This is a genomic window from Sphingomonas phyllosphaerae FA2 (assembly GCF_000427645.1).
GTDB classification, from domain to species: domain Bacteria; phylum Pseudomonadota; class Alphaproteobacteria; order Sphingomonadales; family Sphingomonadaceae; genus Sphingomonas; species Sphingomonas phyllosphaerae.
This window is the reverse complement of sequence record NZ_KE386571.1, coordinates 2929657-2945832: the sequence shown is the minus strand read 5'-3', so window position 1 is coordinate 2945832 and position 16176 is coordinate 2929657. Positions and strand designations below refer to the sequence as shown.

General features: G+C 67.6%; 19 protein-coding genes. 13 read left to right on the top strand and 6 right to left on the bottom strand.

Annotated elements, in window-relative coordinates:
• The 8 genes from ctaD to SPHPH_RS0114245 all read left to right on the top strand — a co-directional run bounded on the left by ctaD (position 1) and on the right by SPHPH_RS0114245 (position 6065).
• The gene (gene ctaD, locus SPHPH_RS0114280) at positions 1-1668 is read left to right on the top strand and encodes a cytochrome c oxidase subunit I (protein ID WP_028967301.1); all 1668 of its coding nucleotides are present in this window, start codon (positions 1-3) and stop codon (positions 1666-1668) included.
• A 74-nt stretch (positions 1669-1742) separates the two neighbouring features.
• Complete coding sequence (locus tag SPHPH_RS0114275) at positions 1743-2519, top strand: GNAT family N-acetyltransferase (RefSeq protein WP_028967300.1); 777 nt, start codon at positions 1743-1745, stop codon at positions 2517-2519.
• On the top strand, positions 2516-3427 hold the full coding sequence (locus SPHPH_RS0114270; protein WP_028967299.1) for a heme o synthase: 912 nt from the start codon (positions 2516-2518) through the stop codon (positions 3425-3427). Before SPHPH_RS0114275 ends, SPHPH_RS0114270 begins: the two co-directional genes overlap by 4 nt.
• Positions 3424-3561, top strand: a complete 138-nt coding sequence (locus SPHPH_RS21440) for a hypothetical protein (RefSeq protein ID WP_184036396.1) — start codon at positions 3424-3426, stop codon at positions 3559-3561. Before SPHPH_RS0114270 ends, SPHPH_RS21440 begins: the two co-directional genes overlap by 4 nt.
• The gene (locus SPHPH_RS0114260) at positions 3558-4106 is read left to right on the top strand and encodes a cytochrome c oxidase assembly protein (protein ID WP_028967298.1); all 549 of its coding nucleotides are present in this window, start codon (positions 3558-3560) and stop codon (positions 4104-4106) included. Before SPHPH_RS21440 ends, SPHPH_RS0114260 begins: the two co-directional genes overlap by 4 nt.
• A gap of 35 nt (positions 4107-4141) precedes the next feature.
• A complete protein-coding gene (locus SPHPH_RS0114255; protein ID WP_028967297.1) occupies positions 4142-5053 on the top strand; it encodes a cytochrome c oxidase subunit 3 in 912 nt (303 codons plus the stop codon).
• Entirely contained in the window at positions 5017-5436 is a 420-nt protein-coding gene (locus tag SPHPH_RS0114250; protein WP_420329293.1) for a DUF983 domain-containing protein, read from the top strand. Before SPHPH_RS0114255 ends, SPHPH_RS0114250 begins: the two co-directional genes overlap by 37 nt.
• Complete coding sequence (locus SPHPH_RS0114245) at positions 5433-6065, top strand: SURF1 family protein (protein WP_028967295.1); 633 nt, start codon at positions 5433-5435, stop codon at positions 6063-6065. The genes SPHPH_RS0114250 and SPHPH_RS0114245 overlap by 4 nt, the downstream gene beginning before the upstream one ends.
• 311 nt (positions 6066-6376) lie before the next feature.
• Here the strand turns inward: SPHPH_RS0114245 and SPHPH_RS0114240 are convergent, their stop codons facing one another.
• Complete coding sequence (locus tag SPHPH_RS0114240; protein WP_028967294.1) at positions 6377-7120, bottom strand: molybdopterin-dependent oxidoreductase; 744 nt, start codon at positions 7118-7120, stop codon at positions 6377-6379.
• Complete coding sequence (locus SPHPH_RS0114235) at positions 7117-7809, bottom strand: cytochrome b/b6 domain-containing protein (RefSeq protein ID WP_028967293.1); 693 nt, start codon at positions 7807-7809, stop codon at positions 7117-7119. The genes SPHPH_RS0114240 and SPHPH_RS0114235 overlap by 4 nt, the downstream gene beginning before the upstream one ends.
• Positions 7810-7835: 26 nt before the next feature.
• Here SPHPH_RS0114235 and SPHPH_RS0114230 point away from each other — a divergent pair, with 26 nt between their 5' ends.
• On the top strand, positions 7836-8441 hold the full coding sequence (locus SPHPH_RS0114230; protein WP_028967292.1) for a flavin reductase family protein: 606 nt from the start codon (positions 7836-7838) through the stop codon (positions 8439-8441).
• Between the two features lie 4 nt (positions 8442-8445).
• Here SPHPH_RS0114230 and SPHPH_RS0114225 read toward each other — a convergent pair whose 3' ends face one another.
• From SPHPH_RS0114225 to SPHPH_RS0114215, 3 genes are all read right to left on the bottom strand, one after another.
• Positions 8446-9204, bottom strand: a complete 759-nt coding sequence (locus SPHPH_RS0114225; RefSeq protein ID WP_028967291.1) for a sulfite exporter TauE/SafE family protein — start codon at positions 9202-9204, stop codon at positions 8446-8448.
• Positions 9197-10381 carry a dual-specificity RNA methyltransferase RlmN gene (rlmN, locus tag SPHPH_RS0114220; RefSeq protein WP_238303354.1) on the bottom strand — a complete coding sequence of 395 codons (1185 nt, stop codon included), beginning with the start codon at positions 10379-10381 and terminating at the stop codon, positions 9197-9199. The genes SPHPH_RS0114225 and rlmN overlap by 8 nt, the downstream gene beginning before the upstream one ends.
• 62 nt (positions 10382-10443) lie before the next feature.
• Positions 10444-10920 carry a hypothetical protein gene (locus tag SPHPH_RS0114215; RefSeq protein WP_037488629.1) on the bottom strand — a complete coding sequence of 159 codons (477 nt, stop codon included), beginning with the start codon at positions 10918-10920 and terminating at the stop codon, positions 10444-10446.
• Between the two features lie 129 nt (positions 10921-11049).
• On the opposite strand from SPHPH_RS0114215, the gene SPHPH_RS0114210 reads away from it, so the two are divergent.
• A complete protein-coding gene (locus SPHPH_RS0114210; RefSeq protein ID WP_028967288.1) occupies positions 11050-11664 on the top strand; it encodes an outer membrane protein in 615 nt (204 codons plus the stop codon).
• 120 nt (positions 11665-11784) lie between these two features.
• A complete protein-coding gene (gene dnaN, locus SPHPH_RS0114205; protein WP_028967287.1) occupies positions 11785-12888 on the top strand; it encodes a DNA polymerase III subunit beta in 1104 nt (367 codons plus the stop codon).
• Between the two features lie 133 nt (positions 12889-13021).
• On the opposite strand, the gene SPHPH_RS0114200 is transcribed toward dnaN, so the two are convergent.
• Positions 13022-13795, bottom strand: coding sequence for an SDR family oxidoreductase (locus SPHPH_RS0114200; protein WP_028967286.1), 774 nt, complete (start codon positions 13793-13795; stop codon positions 13022-13024).
• A 58-nt stretch (positions 13796-13853) separates the two neighbouring features.
• Here SPHPH_RS0114200 and SPHPH_RS0114195 point away from each other — a divergent pair, with 58 nt between their 5' ends.
• Together SPHPH_RS0114195 and SPHPH_RS0114190 are read left to right on the top strand one after the other, a co-directional pair.
• Positions 13854-14621, top strand: coding sequence for an ATP-binding cassette domain-containing protein (locus SPHPH_RS0114195; protein ID WP_028967285.1), 768 nt, complete (start codon positions 13854-13856; stop codon positions 14619-14621).
• Positions 14618-16132 carry an ABC transporter permease/substrate-binding protein gene (locus SPHPH_RS0114190; protein ID WP_028967284.1) on the top strand — a complete coding sequence of 505 codons (1515 nt, stop codon included), beginning with the start codon at positions 14618-14620 and terminating at the stop codon, positions 16130-16132. Before SPHPH_RS0114195 ends, SPHPH_RS0114190 begins: the two co-directional genes overlap by 4 nt.
• Positions 16133-16176 lie beyond the last annotated feature (44 nt).

The window sequence follows — 16176 nt, the reverse complement described above, 5'->3', positions numbered from 1 at the left end:
ATGACCGACACCGCGCTCCACCCGTCCGCCTTCGTCACGCACGACGATCACCACCATCACGCGGACGCCGATCACAAGCCGGCGTTCTTCGCGCGCTGGTTCATGTCCACCAACCACAAGGACATCGGCACGCTCTACCTGATCTTCGCGATCGTCGCGGGGATCATCGGTGGCGCGATCTCCGGGCTGATGCGCGCCGAGCTGATGCATCCGGGCATCCAGTATCTGCCGCACTGGGCGTCGATGCTGCACGGCGGTGAGGAACAGTCGTTCGACCAGGCGCTGCACCTGTGGAACGTGCTCGTCACCGCGCACGGCCTGATCATGGTGTTCTTCATGGTGATGCCGGCGATGGTCGGCGGGTTCGGCAACTGGTTCGTGCCGCTGATGATCGGTGCGCCCGACATGGCGTTCCCGCGCATGAACAACATCAGCTTCTGGCTGCTGGTGCCCGCCTTCCTGCTGCTGCTCGCCTCGCCGTTCTTCGGCGGCGCCGGCACCGGCTGGACCGTGTACGCGCCGCTCTCCACCTATGGCGAGCCGGGGCCGTCGGTCGACATGGCGATCCTGTCGCTCCACCTCGCGGGCGCCAGCTCGATCCTGGGTGCGATCAACTTCATCACCACGATCTTCAACATGCGCGCGCCGGGCATGACGCTGCACAAGATGCCGCTGTTCGCCTGGTCGGTGCTGGTCACCGCCTTCCTGCTGCTGCTCGCGCTGCCGGTGCTCGCGGCGGCGATCACGATGCTGCTGACCGATCGTAACTTCGGCACGACCTTCTACGATCCTGCCGGCGGCGGCGATCCGGTGCTGTACCAGCATCTGTTCTGGTTCTTCGGCCACCCCGAAGTGTACATCATGATCCTGCCGGGCTTCGGCATCATCAGCCACATCGTCGCGACGTTCAGCCGCAAGCCGGTGTTCGGCTATCTCGGCATGGCCTATGCCATGGTCGCGATCGGCGTGGTCGGGTTCGTCGTCTGGGCGCACCACATGTTCACGACCGGGATGAGCGTGAACGTGAAGATGTACTTCACCGCGGCGACGATGGTGATCGCGGTGCCGACCGGCATCAAGATCTTCTCGTGGATCGCGACGATGTGGGGCGGTTCGTTGCGCTTCCCGACCCCGATGGTCTGGGCGATCGGCTTCATCTTCATGTTCACGGTCGGTGGCGTCACGGGCGTCGTGCTCGCCAACGGCGGCGTCGACGATTATATGCAGGACACCTATTACGTCGTCGCGCACTTCCACTATGTGCTCAGCCTCGGCGCGGTGTTCTCGCTGTTCGCCGGCTTCTATTACTGGTTCCCGAAGATGTCGGGGCGGATGTACTCGGAGCTACTCGGCCAGCTGCACTTCTGGGTGTTCTTCGTCGGCGTGAACCTGCTGTTCTTCCCGATGCACTTCCTTGGGCTGCAGGGTATGCCGCGTCGTTACCCGGATTATCCGGACGGCTTCGCGCACTGGAACAACGTCGCGACGATCGGCTACATGATCATGGCCGCGGGCATGGCGATCTTCTTCGTCAACCTGATCTGGTCCTTGATCGCGGGCAAGAAGGCGCCCGACAATCCGTGGGGCGAGGGGGCGACGACGCTGGAATGGACGCTGTCCAGCCCGCCGCCGTTCCACCAGTTCGAGACGCTGCCCAAGATCGACTGACGATCGTGAGCGAATGGCCGGCGGCGGGGCGGCGAAAGCTTCCCCGCCGCTGCCGTTTTCGGGAGGCCGTTGACGTGACCGACGACGCGAACGCGTGGCGTGTCGAACGCGCCTGTGCCGCCGCTTACCCGCCCCGCGTGGTGGAACGCGTTGGAGACTGGCAGGTGGCGCGCTCGGGCGGGGGCAGTCGCCGGAGCAACGCCGCGAGTGCGGTCCACGCCAGGGCCTCGCTGGACGCCGGGACATTGGGGGCAATCGCGGCGCGGTACGACCACGACGGCCAGCCGACGATCGTCCGCGTCACGGACCTGATCCCCTCCGTCTCGGCTGCGCTCGACGACGCCGGCTTCTCCGCGCCGGAGGGGCATACGCGCACGTTGCTTCGGCGGCTCGAACCGGGCGACATGCCCGACACACCGGTCATCGTGGCGACCACGCCAGACGCCAAATGGTTCGCGGCCCGGCGGCGATTCGGAGGCCATGTCGAAGATCCGGCAGCGGTGGCGGCGCGGCTTTCGATCCCCGCCGCTTATGCGCGCTGCGACGACAAAGGAATGGCCACGGCGATCGGCTGTGTCGCGATCTATGACCGCATCGCTGTGCTGGAGGCGATCGCGACCGATCCGGTCGCTCGCCGGCGAGGGTTCGCGCGCGCGGTGGTCGAGGCGCTGCTCGACTGGGCGGCGGCGCAGGGCGCGCGTTACGCCGCCTTGCAGGTTGAGGAGGCGAATGTCGGAGCCCGCGCGCTGTATGCGGGGATGGGCTTTGCGACAGACCTTTATGGCTATCACTACCGGCGACGTGCGGCTTCCCTCGACCGTGCTCCGGGGCTAGAGTCCTTGCCTTCATGACCTCCGCCACACCCCTTCTGCCCCCCGCCGACTGGCGCGACTTCCTTGCGCTCACCAAGCCGCGCGTGATGACGCTCGTCGTCTTCACCGGGCTGTGCGGGATGCTGGCCGCGCCGCCGGTGAACGGTCATCTGATCGATCCGGTGCTCGGTTTCACTGCGATCCTGTGCATCGCGCTTGGCGCGGGGGCGGCGGGGGCGCTGAACCAATGGTATGAGGCCGATCTGGACGCGGCGATGAAGCGCACCGCGCAGCGGCCGTTGCCGGCGGGGCGGATGGAACGCCAGTCGGCGTTGCATTTCGGCGTCGGGCTCGGCGCGTTTTCGGTGATCCTGATGGGGCTGGCAGTGAATCTCGCCGCCGCGGCGATCCTGACCGTGTCGATCCTGTTCTATGTCCTCATCTACACCGTCTGGCTGAAGCGCCGCACGTCACAGAACATCGTGATCGGCGGTGCGGCGGGCGCATTTCCGCCGCTGATCGGCTGGGCGGCGGCGACCGGGCAGATCGCGCTGCTGCCGTTCCTGTTGTTCGCGCTCGTCTTCTTATGGACGCCGCCGCACTTCTGGGCGCTCGCGCTGTTCGTGAAGACCGATTACGCCAATGCCGGCGTGCCGATGCTCCCCGTCGTGGCGGGGGAGGCGGCGACGCGGCGGCAGATCGGTTTGTATACGATCCCGATGGCAGCCGTGGCGATCGCGCCGTGGCCGCTCGGGCTTACCGGCAGCATCTATGGCGTGGTGGCGGTCGCGATGACCGCGGCGTTCGCGGTGCTGGCGGCGCTGGTCGCCGCCGGAGCGAAGCGAGCGGCGACGCCGATGTTCTACGAGAAGCGACTGTTCGCTTACTCGATCCTGTATCTTTTCGTGATGTTCGGCGCGCTGGTCGTCGACCGGTGGGTGGCATGACCGAAGACGAACAAAATCTGATCCGCCGCCGGCAGAAGGCGCGCGCGATCGTCGTGGCGCTGTTGCTGGGCGCGTTCGTGGTGCTGGTGTTCTTCATCACCATCGCGCGCATCAAGCAGGGCATGGCGCATTGAGCGCGCCTGCCCGCCCGCGGACGCTGCGCACCGCGTTGCTCGCGGTGGCGGGGATCTGCTTCATGACCGGGCTCGCCTTCGCCAGCGTGCCGCTCTACCGGATGTTCTGTCAGGCGACCGGGCTGAACGGCACCACCGGGCGCGGCGTCGCGGCGCCAGGCGGGGTGCACCGGAAGATCGAGATCGCCTTCGACGCCAACACCAGCCCCAAGCTGCCGTGGCGCTTCGTGCCCGAGCAGGAGCAGGAAACGGTCGAGATCGGCGCGCGCGACATGGCGTTCTTCACCGCCACCAACCGCGGCGCGCAGGCGGTGACGGGCACCGCGACCTATAACGTCACCCCCGCGATCGCTGGCAAATATTTCACGAAGATCCAGTGCTTCTGCTTCACGCAGCAGACGCTGAAGCCCGGCGAGACGCAACGGATGCCGGTGATCTTCTACGTCGACCCCAAGATCCTGAGCGATCCCGACACGCGCGACGTGCAGACGATCACGCTCAGCTACACTTTTTACCCGGTGGATTCCGCGAAAACGAACAGCTAAGACCACCGCAATAAGCGAATTGGGGAGAGCCGCGCATGGCGGGTGCCAAGAACCACGAATATCACATCCTGCCTCCCAGCCCGTGGCCGTTGCTCAGCGCGTTCGCCGCGCTCATCATGGCGGCAGGCGGCATCATGTACATGCATCAGGGCACGGGCGGCGGCTGGGTCTTCCTGATCGGCTTCGCCTCGGTGCTGTTCTGCATGTACGGCTGGTGGCATCAGGTGATTCGTGAGGCGCATGCCGGCGATCATACGCCGGTGGTGCAGCTCCATTTCCGCTACGGGATGATCCTGTTCATCGCCTCCGAGGTGATGTTCTTCGTCGGCTGGTTCTGGGCGTTCTTCGACTTTTCGCTGTTCCCGACCGCGATGCAGGTCGTCGACGGGCAGGTCGAGCGCGCCGCGGAAGGCGCGGCCGCGATTGCCGCGCAATGGCCGCCCAAGGGGCTGGAGGTCATCAACGCCTTCGAGCTGCCGCTGCTCAATACGCTGATCCTGCTCTGCTCGGGTACCACGGTGACGTGGGCGCACCATGCGCTGATCCACAACCAGCGTGGCGGCGAGAAGCGTGGCCTCTGGGGCGCGCTGGGCGTCGGCGACCGGGACGGCGTGCTCAAGGGGCTGTGGATCACCGTCGTGCTGGGCCTGCTGTTCAGCAGCATCCAGGCCTATGAGTACATGCACGCGCCGTTCCCGTTCAAGGGGATCAACTATGGCGCGGCGTTCTTCATGGCGACCGGCTTCCACGGCTTCCATGTCATCATCGGTACGATCTTCCTGATCGTCTGCCTGATCCGCGCCTATAAGGGCGACTTCACGCCGAAGCAGCATTTCGGCTTCGAAGCGGCGGCGTGGTATTGGCACTTCGTCGACGTCGTGTGGCTGTTCCTGTTCGTCACCGTCTACGTATGGGGCGGCTGGGGCGCACCGGTTCACGGCGGATGAGCGACGACGAGCGGTCGGCGGTTGGGGCGAGGCCGCGACCGATCGACTGTGGCTTGAAGGGGTTATGCCCCCAATGTGGCGCCCGCACCTTGTTTGCGGGCGTCCTTCGTTTCGCTGACCGTTGTCCGGCGTGCGGGTTGTCGATCGCCGGGTTCAACGTCGGCGACGGTCCGGCGGCGCTGCTGGTGCTGGCGTGGGGCGCGATCGTCGTGGCGCTGGCGATCGTCGTCGAACTGTCGTTCGCGCCACCGTGGTGGCTACACGTCCTGTTGTGGGTGCCGCTCAGCACCGCGGCGATCGTCTGGTCGTTGCGCGTCGCCAAGGGCTGGCTGCTCGCGGCCGAATATCGCCATGCGGCGGGTGAGGGGCGGGTGGCACCGTGAAGCGCGTTCCGGTTCTCCCGACGATCATCGTCGGGGTCGCGATCGCAGCGATGATCGCGTTGGGGCTGTGGCAATTGCTCGATCGCCGCCCGCAGAAGGAAGCGTTCCTCGCGCAGCTTGCCGCCAACCCGACGCTTCCGGCGGTTACCTTCCCGCGTATCGCCGATGAGACGTTGCTCTTCCGCCGCAGCAGCGCCTTCTGCCTGGAACCGGTGTCGATCACCCGCGCCGGTGCCGGGGCGGCGGGGTATCGCGTGATCGCCTTGTGCCGGACGGGCGCGGAGGGGCCAGGACTGCGGGTGCAGATCGGGACGACGCGCGATCCGGTCGGGAAGGTGGCGTGGGGCGGCGGCAAGGTCAGCGGCTGGATCGCGCACGCACCGGATGCGCGCCCGTTGATCGCCGAAGTGACGCAGCCGCACGGAGCGCGCGAGCTGATGCTGGTCGCGTCGACGCCGGCGGCGGGACTGTCGCCGAACGCGCCGCCGTCAATCGAGTCGATCCCGAACAACCACCTCGCCTACGCGGTGCAATGGTTCCTGTTCGCCGGCGTGGCGGCGGTGATCTACGTCATCGCGTTGCGGCGACGCGGCAAGGTGGGCGCGCGTGGTGACGGTTCGACGTCTTGAGGGTCATGCAAAGGCGCGGGAAAATCGCTGGTGTAGCGCGAGACAAAGCGGCGGTTGCGATGAGCTGGTACGGCGAGATCGGGCGGAACCTCTCTGCGCCTCCGCGTCTCTGCGCGAACAAGATCGCGAGAGCCGCGTGCGCCTCGGCATGATTCGGAGAGCGCCCCCTCCCACGCAGGGGGCTCAAAAAGTTTTCGCGCAGAGACGCAGAGACGCAGAGACGCAGAGAGGGTTCGATCGGGGCGCTCTCGTGGGAGATAACCGGGAGCGATGGTCGGGTAAGGCGGCTGCGCCGCGTTGGCGGTGAGCGTTTAGATGCCTGCCCACCAGTCGTAGTCGACATTGTCTTCCCAATAGCCGCCGCGGCCCTTGCCGATCCCGGCGAGGCTGGCGACCGCGGTGACCTGCATCAGATATTTGGCGTGCTTGTAGCCGAGTTGGCGTTCGACGCGCAGCCGCAGCGGCGCGCCGTGGCCGACGTCGAGGAAGCGGTCGTTCATCGCCCAGGCCAGGATCGTCTGCGGGTGGAAGGCGTCGACAAGGTCGATCGATTCATAATAAGGCGCGCCGCCGTACAGATCGGCGCAGCGGAACACGATATAGCGCGCTGTGTCGCGCAAACCCGCCGCCTTGAGCACGTCGCCGAGCCGCGGCCCCTGCCATTTCCCGATCGCGCTCCAGCCCTCGACGCAATCGTGGCGGGTGATTTGCGCGCGCTGCGGGAAGCGGCCCAGATCGGCGAGCGATAGCGACAATGGCCGCGCGACCAGCCCGTCCACCCTCAGCCGCCAATCGGCGAAGCGCCCGGCGCGCAGCGCGGCGTACGCTGGCGTACCGGGATCGCGTGTACCGTTGGTGCGGAAGCGCGGCGACATCTGCGCCGGCGTGAACTCGGGTGCGAGCGCGTCGCGGTTCGACAGCGCGCGTTGCAGGGCGCGGTGCATGTCCTCGCCCTTGAAGACGATCGAGCGCACCGTCGGCTGCTGGATGACGCGGTCGCAGCCGGCGAGCATCAGCCCCGCGCCGCCGCTGAGCAGGGTCCGCCGGCGGATCATTCCGGCACCCGCCAGCGGCCGGTTAGCATCGACCGCAGCTCGTTGCGCCAGCCGGCGAGGATCACCAGCGCGAGGTGGATGACGGTGAAGCCCGCGATCACCGCCATCGCGATGAAATGCAGCGAGCGCGCCGACTGCCGCCCGCCAAACAGGTCGAGCAGCCACGGCCAGGCCGCGTCCATGCCGGGCGACAGCGCCAGCCCGGTCAGGATCACCAGCGGGAGCGCGAAGAAGATCACCGCGACATAGCTCAGCTTTTGCAGGGCGTTATACTCGCCGGGCGCTTCGGGGTCGTGGAAGCGCAGCGCGAGATGCGCGCGCACGTCGGCGAGCAGATGCGCCGCGCCGATATCGCGTCGCCGCACCCGCAGGTCGCGCTGGAAGTGCCGGTTGAGCAGGCTGACGATCATATAGGCGAGCAGCGAGAAACCGAGCACCAGCGCGAAGAACAGATGCCAACGCCGCGAGATCGCGAGATTGTAGCTCGCCGGGATCGTCAGCCACGAAGGAAAGCGCGGGAGCTGCGTCCAGGCATGGTCGAAATTTGCGCCATACCGCCCCCAGTATAGCCGCGGATGCGCGTTCGAGATGCCGAGTCCCGATCCGATCAGGATGAAGATCGCCAGCGCGTTGATCCAATGCCACACGCGGGTAGCGAGCCGGTGGCGGTGGATCACGGTTGCAGCCATCCGCGCTTCCTAGCAGAAGCCGCGGCATGACCGAATGGCATTTCTACGAGCCGGCGCAGGGGCATGGCCTGCCGCACGATCCCCTCAACGCGATCGTCGGGCCGCGCCCGATCGGGTGGATCGCGACGGTGGCGCCTGACGGGCGACGCAACCTCGCGCCGTACAGCTTCTTCAATCTGTTCTCGTACCGCCCGCCGATCCTCGGCTTCTGCTCGAACGGCGCGAAGGATTCGCTGGCGAATGCGCGCGCGACGGGCGAGTTCGTCTGGAACCTCGCCACGCGCGAGCTGGCGGAGCCGATGAACGAAACCTCGGCCATGACCGATGAGGACGAATTCACCCGCGCCGGGCTGGCGACCCTTCCGTCGACGCTGGTCGCACCGCCGCGCGTCGCGTTGAGCCCGGTGCAGTTCGAGTGCAAGGTGACGCAGATCGTCCAGCTTCAGGATCGGAACGGCGCGGAGGTGCCGGGGTGGCTGGTGCTCGGCGAGGCGGTGGCGATCCACATCGACTGTGCGATGCTGGAGGACGGCGTCTACCAGACCGCCCGCGCGCACCCGATCCTGCGCGGCGGCGGTCCGGCCGACTATTTCGAATTGGGCGAGAAGTTCGCGATGACGCGACCCGGCTGAGTCGTCACCCGTAGGCGTGCAGGAAGAACACCGCGGTCGTCGCGCCGGTGACGAGGATCGTCCACCAGCGGACGACGATCGCGGGCAGCCGCTTGCCGACGATCGCGCCCAGCCAGCCGCCGAGCACGCCGCCCGCCAGCATCGGCAGGCACGCGTCCCAGCGGATCATCCCGCACGCGATGAACACGATCGCGGCGGCGAAATTGGCGACCGCCAGCATCAATGTGCGCGGCGCGAACATCGCGCGCGGTGTAGTGCCCGCCAGCAGGCCGTAGGTGGCGGTGGTCATGATCCCGACCCCGCCGCCGAAATAGCCGCCATAGGTGCCGAGCACCGCCTGCACCGCCATCAGCGTACGCGGCTTGATCGTCACGCGCGCCGCCAGCCATTCCGCCGCGCGCGCACCGAACACGATCGCGATGAACGCGACGAGCAGCAGCCACGGCGCGATCAGGTCGAACGCCGCGCCGGGCGTCACCACCAGCAGGACGCTGCCGATCAGTCCGCCGACGAACGTGATCGCCGCCAGCACCCGCACCGACACGCCGCCGACCGGCTGCAATTCGTGGCGGAAGCTCCACGCGCTGGTCGCACCGCCCGGCATCAGCCCGAGATTGGAGGTCGCATTGGCGATATTGGCGGGCGTCCCCAGCCCAAGCAGCGCCGGCATCGTCGCGAAGGTGCCGCCGCCTGCCAGTGCGTTCATCATTCCGCCGAGGACGCCCGCGCCGCCCGCGAGCGCCATGCCGGCGGCATCAACCAAGCGCGGCCTGCTTCTCCGCCGCCAGCCGGTCGAGTTCGGCACGGCTCTTCTTCTCGGCTGCGGTCTTCAACTGCCCGCACGCCGCATCGATGTCGCGCCCGCGCGGGGTGCGAACCGGGGCGGAGATGCCGCCTTCGAAGATGATCTCGCTGAACCGCCGCACGCGCTCCGGCGTCGAGGTTTCGTAATCCGCGCCCGGCCACGGGTTGAACGGGATCAGATTGACCTTGGCGGGCAGATTGTAATGGCGAAGCAGCCGGACCAGCTCGTGCGCCTCGGCGTCCGAATCGTTCTTGTCCTTGAGCATCACATATTCGAACGTGATGCGCCGCGCGTTGTTGGCGCCCGGATAATCCGCGCACGCCTGCAGCAATTCCTCGATGCCATATTTGCGATTGAGCGGGACCAGTTCGTCGCGGACGTCCTTCGTCACGGCGTGGAGCGACACCGCGAGATTGACCCCGATCTCCTCGCCCGCGCGCGCCATCATCGGCACCACGCCGCTGGTCGACAGCGTGATCCGCCGCTTGCTGAGCGCGAGGCCGTCGCCGTCCATCACCAGCTTTAGTGCGTCGCGCACCGCGTCGAAATTGTAGAGCGGCTCGCCCATGCCCATCATCACGATGTTGGTGAGCATCCGCCCCTCGGGCTGGCTGGGCCATTCGCCGAGCGCGTCGCGCGCCAGCATCACCTGACCGACGATCTCGCCCGCGGTCAGGTTGCGGACCAGCCGCATCGTGCCGGTGTGGCAGAAGCGGCAGTTGAGCGTGCAGCCGACCTGACTCGACACGCATAACGTCCCGCGATCCGCGTCGGGGATGAATACCGCTTCGTAGTCCTGTCCGTCCTCGGAGCGGAGCAGCCACTTGCGCGTACCGTCGGTCGAGACCTGCGCCTCGACCACCTGCGGACGCCCGATCACGAACCGCTCGGTCAGCCACGGATGCTGCGCCTTGGCGATGTCGGTCATCACCGTGAAATCGGTCGCGCCGCGATTGTAGATCCAGTGCCAGATCTGCTTGGCGCGCAGCTTGGCCTGACGTGGCTCCAGTCCCGATTCCTCAAGCACCCGGCGCAACTCGTCGCGCGGCAGCCCGATCAGGTCGATGCGACCATCGGTGCGCGGCGCGCTGGCGCGCGGCACGGTCACGGGGTCGATGTGCCCGGGGATGGGCATGGGGGCGGCCAAGGCTGTGAGCATCGCGCGCACATAGGCGAAGCCGCCGCATTTTTCCAGCGTTACCGGGCGGTGCATCCCAGCTGCGCGGCGTCGATCGCGGTCGCCGCACCCGCCAGCGGATAGGTGTCGTTCAGCGTCCGCCCGCTGGCGTCGAGCGTGGTCAGCGTCATCGCCCCCGCGCCGCGCATCGCACCGATGATCGCGCGGTCCGTCTCGGTATCCGCGGCGCGCGCGGTTTCGCGATCGCCGATCAGCGCAAAGCGACGTTCGCCGATGATCAGCGTCAGCGGCGCGCCCTCGCCGCGGGGGCGGGTCAGGCGGAAGCGGATCGACGGTGCGCGCGCCGGCCCCTGGCGCGCTGCGACAAGCGAGAAGCCGCCGCGGCGATCGGTCGCGCCGTCGCGACGCAACGGCTGCGCAACGGCGACGCAGTGCGGCCCCGGCGTCTCACGCAGCGCCGCCCAGCGCTGCCATACGCCCAGCGGTTCGCGCAGCGCGGCGGAGGCCAGCAGGGCGAGCACGAGCGACATCGTCATCGCTCTCGCGCCACTGTGGCCGAAAGGCAACGCGAAACGCTGTTTATGTCAGGTTCATGCAACATCGGCGCGCCAGCGTATTTGTCACCGAACGCCCCGCGTTTGGGGGTGAGTGAGATGGAGTGAGACATGCGTAAGCTTGCAATGGCGATCCCCGCAGTGGTGATGGCGATCGCGGTGGCGACCCCGGCGATCGCACAGGACGGTCCGTTCGCGGGCGGCCGCGTCGAGGTGCTGGCCGGCTACGACAACGTGCAGGACGGCGGCGACGGCGATTCGGAAGGGCAGCAGGGCTTCGGCTACGGCGGCCGGATCGGCTACGACATCCAGCGCGGCAACATCGTTTATGGTATCGACGGCGAATATACCGACGCGACGACCAAGACGCGCAGCTACAATGCGCTGACCGCGGGCGATCGATTTTCGGTCGAGGCCGGACGCGACCTCTATGTCGGCGGACGGCTGGGCTATGTGATTTCGCCGCAGGCGATGATCTACGGCAAGGGCGGCTATACCAACGCGAGGGTCGAGAATCGCTATCAGGCGACCACCAGCTCGGAGAACGAGCTGATCGACAAGACCAACCTCGGCGGTTTCCGCCTTGGCGCCGGGCTCGAGTACAAGCTGACCCCGACGTCGTTCGTCACCGCCGAATATCGCTATTCGCATTATGGCGACATCGACGGCTACGACATCGACCTCGATCGGCACCAGTTGATGGCGGGCCTCGGCATCCGCTTCTGATTTCTCCACCCTTGTGGAGCAGGAAAGGGCTGGAGCGCTTGCTCCGGCCCTTTCTTTTTGGCTAGGGAGACTTGGCCAATTGCCCCTGGTGCGTACCTGTGGGCCGGGGGAAAGTGGACGATGAAGGCAACGATCGAACGCGCGACTCTGCTGAAGGGGCTGAGCCACGTCCAGTCGGTGGTGGAACGGCGCAACACCATCCCGATCCTGTCGAACGTGCTGCTGGAGGCGACCGCCGAGGGGCAGTTGCGCTTGATGGCGACCGACCTCGACCTGCAGATCAACGAAAGCGTCGCCGCCGCGGTCGACCAGCCGGGCGCGACCACCGTCTCCGCGCACACCTTGTTCGACATCGCACGCAAGCTGCCCGAGGGCGCGCAGGTCTCGTTGACCGCCGCCGAGGGGCGGATGACGATCGTGGCGGGGCGGGCGCGTTTCTCGCTCGGGACGTTGCCGCGCGACGATTTCCCGGTGATCGCCGAGGGCGAGCTGCCGACGCAGTTCGAGCTGCCTGCCGAGACGCTCAAGCAGATCATCGACAAGACGCGTTTCGCGATCTCGACCGAAGAGACGCGTTATTACCTCAACGGCATCTTCCTGCACGTCGCCGAGGGGGTGCTGAAGGCCGCGGCGACCGACGGCCACCGGCTCGCGCGCGTGACGGTCGACCAGCCCGAGGGCGCGGCGGGGATGCCCGACGTGATCGTGCCGCGGAAGTGCATCGCCGAGCTGCGCAAGTTGCTCGACGAGGTCGATGGTTCGGTCGGCGTGTCGCTGTCGGGCACCAAGATCCGCTTCGATCTGGGGCAGGCGATCCTGACCTCGAAGCTGATCGACGGCACCTTCCCCGATTACAGCCGGGTGATCCCGACCGGTAACGACAAGATCCTGAAGCTCGATCCGAAGAGCTTCATGCAGGGCGTCGACCGCGTCTCGACGATTGCCACCGAGAAGACGCGCGCGGTGAAGATGGCGCTGGATCGCGACAAGATCACGCTGTCGGTCACCAGCCCCGAGAACGGCACCGCCGCCGAGGAAGTGCCCGGCGAATATGCGGCGACGCCGTTCGAGATTGGCTTCAACAGCCGCTATCTGATGGACATTCTCGGGCAGATCGGCACCGATCTGGTCGAAGTTCATTTGGCCGATGCCGCTGCGCCGACGCTGATCCGCGAGAACGACAAGAGCCCGGCGCTGTACGTGCTGATGCCGATGCGGGTTTGATGCATCTGTCGGGGGAGCCTGAAAACTCCCCCGTCATTCCCGCGAAGGCGGGAATCCAGAACCTGGGACGTCGGCGGCTCTAGCGAAAACCTGCGCGTCTGGATTCCCGCCTTCGCGGGAATGACGAACCGGGTTAACGCGCCCGCATCATCGCGCGCAGGCGACCGGGCATCCAGCGCGCCGCGAACGCCATCCGCTCCGCCGTCTTGCCGACCACCGTATGCAAGCGGTCTCCATGCACCGCGGCCCACGCCTTCTCGGCGACGATCTCGACCGGCGTGAACTCCATCTTCCGCCGCACGACAAGGTCGCGTGCGGTGTATTTGGTCCCCGGAATTGGCGCGGATAGCAGATTGGTGTCGATGAAGCTCGGCATCAGCGACCGCACGCGGATCCCCTCCGCCGCCCATTCGCCGTCGAGCGCCTCGGTCAACCCGCGCACCGCGAACTTGGTCGCCGAATAGATCGCCAGCCCCGCCGAGCCGTAGATCGCCGAGGCCGAGGCGGTGTTGAGCAGGCACGCGCCGGGCGTCGCCTTCAGATACGGATAGGCCATCCGCGCGCCATACGTCATCCCGCGGAAATTGACGTCGATCACGCGATCGATCGCGTCGAGCCCGATCTCGGCGAACGGCCCGCCGGCCGCGATCCCGGCATTGTTGAACAGCACGTCGAGCCGCCCGTCGCTGACGCGCGCGAAGTCGGCGAGCACTTCCTCCCATTCCGACGGGTCGCGCACGTCCATGACATGCGTGCTGGTGCGATCGCCGGGCAGCAAAGCGGCGGTGTCGCGCAGCCCCTGCGCGTCGATATCCGCGAGCCCGACACGCCAACCGCGCGCGCTGAACACTTGCGCCACCGCGCGCCCGATGCCTGAGCCGCCGCCGGTGACCAGCATCGCTTTCATCCCGCTCTCCCGCGTTAATGCTTGTTACCCACGCACGCTTCCCGCATCACCGGCGGCGATGCCAGCACTTTCGTCCGGACCGACGGTCGTCTTCGAGCAGGTCGGCAAGCGCTACGGCGATGCCGCGGCGATCGACGGCGTGTCGCTGTCGATCGCCGGGGGCACGTTCGTCGCGCTGGTCGGGGCGTCGGGATCGGGCAAGTCGACCTTGCTCAAGACGGTCAACCGCTTGGTGACGCCCGATCATGGCCGCGTGCTGCTGGACGGGTGCGATGTGGCCGGGGAGCCCGCACCCGCGCTGCGGCGGCGGATCGGCTATGTCTTTCAGGACGTCGGCCTGTTTCCGCATCTGAGCGTCGCGGAGAATATCGCGCTGCCGCTGCGGCTGGCGGGAACGCCCGACGCCGCGCGCGCGGCCGCGATGCTTGACCTCGTCGGGCTGCCACCAACGGTCGCGACGCGGATGCCCGCCGAACTGTCGGGCGGTCAGCGCCAGCGTGTCGGGGTTGCGCGTGCGCTGGTGACGCGGCCGGGGCTCTTGCTGATGGACGAGCCGTTCGGCGCGCTCGATCCGGTGACGCGCGAGTCGCTCGCGGGGGCGGTAAAGCGGCTCCACGACGAACTGGCGCTGACCACGATCATGGTGACGCACGACATGACCGAGGCGCTGCTGCTCGCCGAACGCGCCATCGTGATGGCGGGCGGACAAGTGGCCGCCGACGAGCCGCCCGCCGCCTTGCTGCGCGGCGAGGGTGGCTCGGCGGCGCAGGCGCTGGTGGCGGTGCCGCGCGGGCAGGCGGCGCGGCTGGCGGCGCTGTCGACATGAACGAAGCCTTCGCCCGCGTGCCGGCGCTCGCCGCGCAGCATCTGCTGCTCGCGATGGCAGCGCTCGCGCTGGCGCTGGTGATTGGCGTGCCGGTCGCGATCCGTGCGGCACGCGCGCCGCGGCTGGCGGGAACGGTGCTGGGATTTGCGAGCCTCGTCCAGACGATCCCGAGCCTTGCGCTGCTCGCGCTCTTCTATCCGGTGCTGCTCTGGATCGGGCATGGCGTGCCTGCGCTCGGGTTCCTGCCGGCGCTGCTGGCGCTGACGCTCTACGCGCTGCTGCCGATCGTGCGGAACATCGTCACGGGGTTGCGCGGGCTCGATCCCGCGGTGCTGGAGGCGGCGGACGGAATCGGAATGACGCGCGCGCAGAAGCTGCGGCTGGTCGAGTTGCCGCTGGTGCTGCCGATCGCGATGGCGGGGGTGCGCACCGCGGCGGTGTGGACGATCGGCGCGGCGACGCTGTCGACCACCGTCGGACAGCCGAGTCTGGGCGACCTGATCTTCGCCGGGTTGCAGACGCAGGCATGGACGCTGGTGATCGCGGGCTGCGTCGGGGCGGCGGGGCTGGCGCTGGGTGTCGATCTGCTGCTCGGCGCCGCGGAGCGGGCGGCGGGGGAGCGGCGTTGGAAACGCGCGGGGGCCGCGTTGCTATTGCTCGGCCTTGCGGTGGCGGCGGCGAGCGTGCCGCTGTGGCGCTCCGGGGGCGAGCGGCGGATCGTGGTTGGCGCAAAGAACTTTTCCGAGCAATATATCCTGGCGCGGCTGATCGGCGACCGGCTGTCGCGCGCCGGCTATGCGGTCACCTATCGCGACGGGCTCGGCTCGGCGGTGGCGTTCGGCGCGGTCGCGGGGGGCGAGGTCGACGTCTATGTCGACTATGCGGGGACGCTCTGGACCGCCGAAATGCACCGCAGCGATACGCCGCCGCGCGCCGACCAGCTAAGCGCGATCGCGGATTGGGTGCAAAAGTCGCGCGGCGTCACTTTGCTCGGCGCGCTTGGATTTGAGAATGCCTATGCCTTCGCGATGCGCGGTGACGATGCGCAGCGGCGTGGCATTGCGACGCTCGACGATCTGGTTCGCGTCGCGCCGCAATTGCGGTTCGGGGCCGATCTCGAATTCCTCGACCGGCCCGAATGGGCGGCAATCCGTCGCGGCTATCCGCTGCGCTTTGCCAATGCGACACCGTACGCGCCGACCTTCATGTACCGCGCGCTGGAGAGCAGGCGCGCCGATGTCATCAGCGCCTTTTCCTCGGACGGGCGGATCGCCGCCGACCGGCTGACCGTGCTCGGCGACCCACGCCATGCGATCCCCGGTTATGATGCGATTGTGCTGGTCGCGCCGTCACGTCGTGAGGATGCGCGGTTCCGCGACGCGTTACGACCGCTGATCGGGCGTATCCCGGTCGCTGCCATGCGCGAGGCCAATTACCGGGTCGATCGGGATCGCGACAAGCAGAGCCCGGAGGCCGCGGCGCGCTGGTTGGCGGCGCGCGTCGGGTTGTGATCGACACAGCGGCGTCAGGTTTGGGGTTGGCCGACCGTTATACT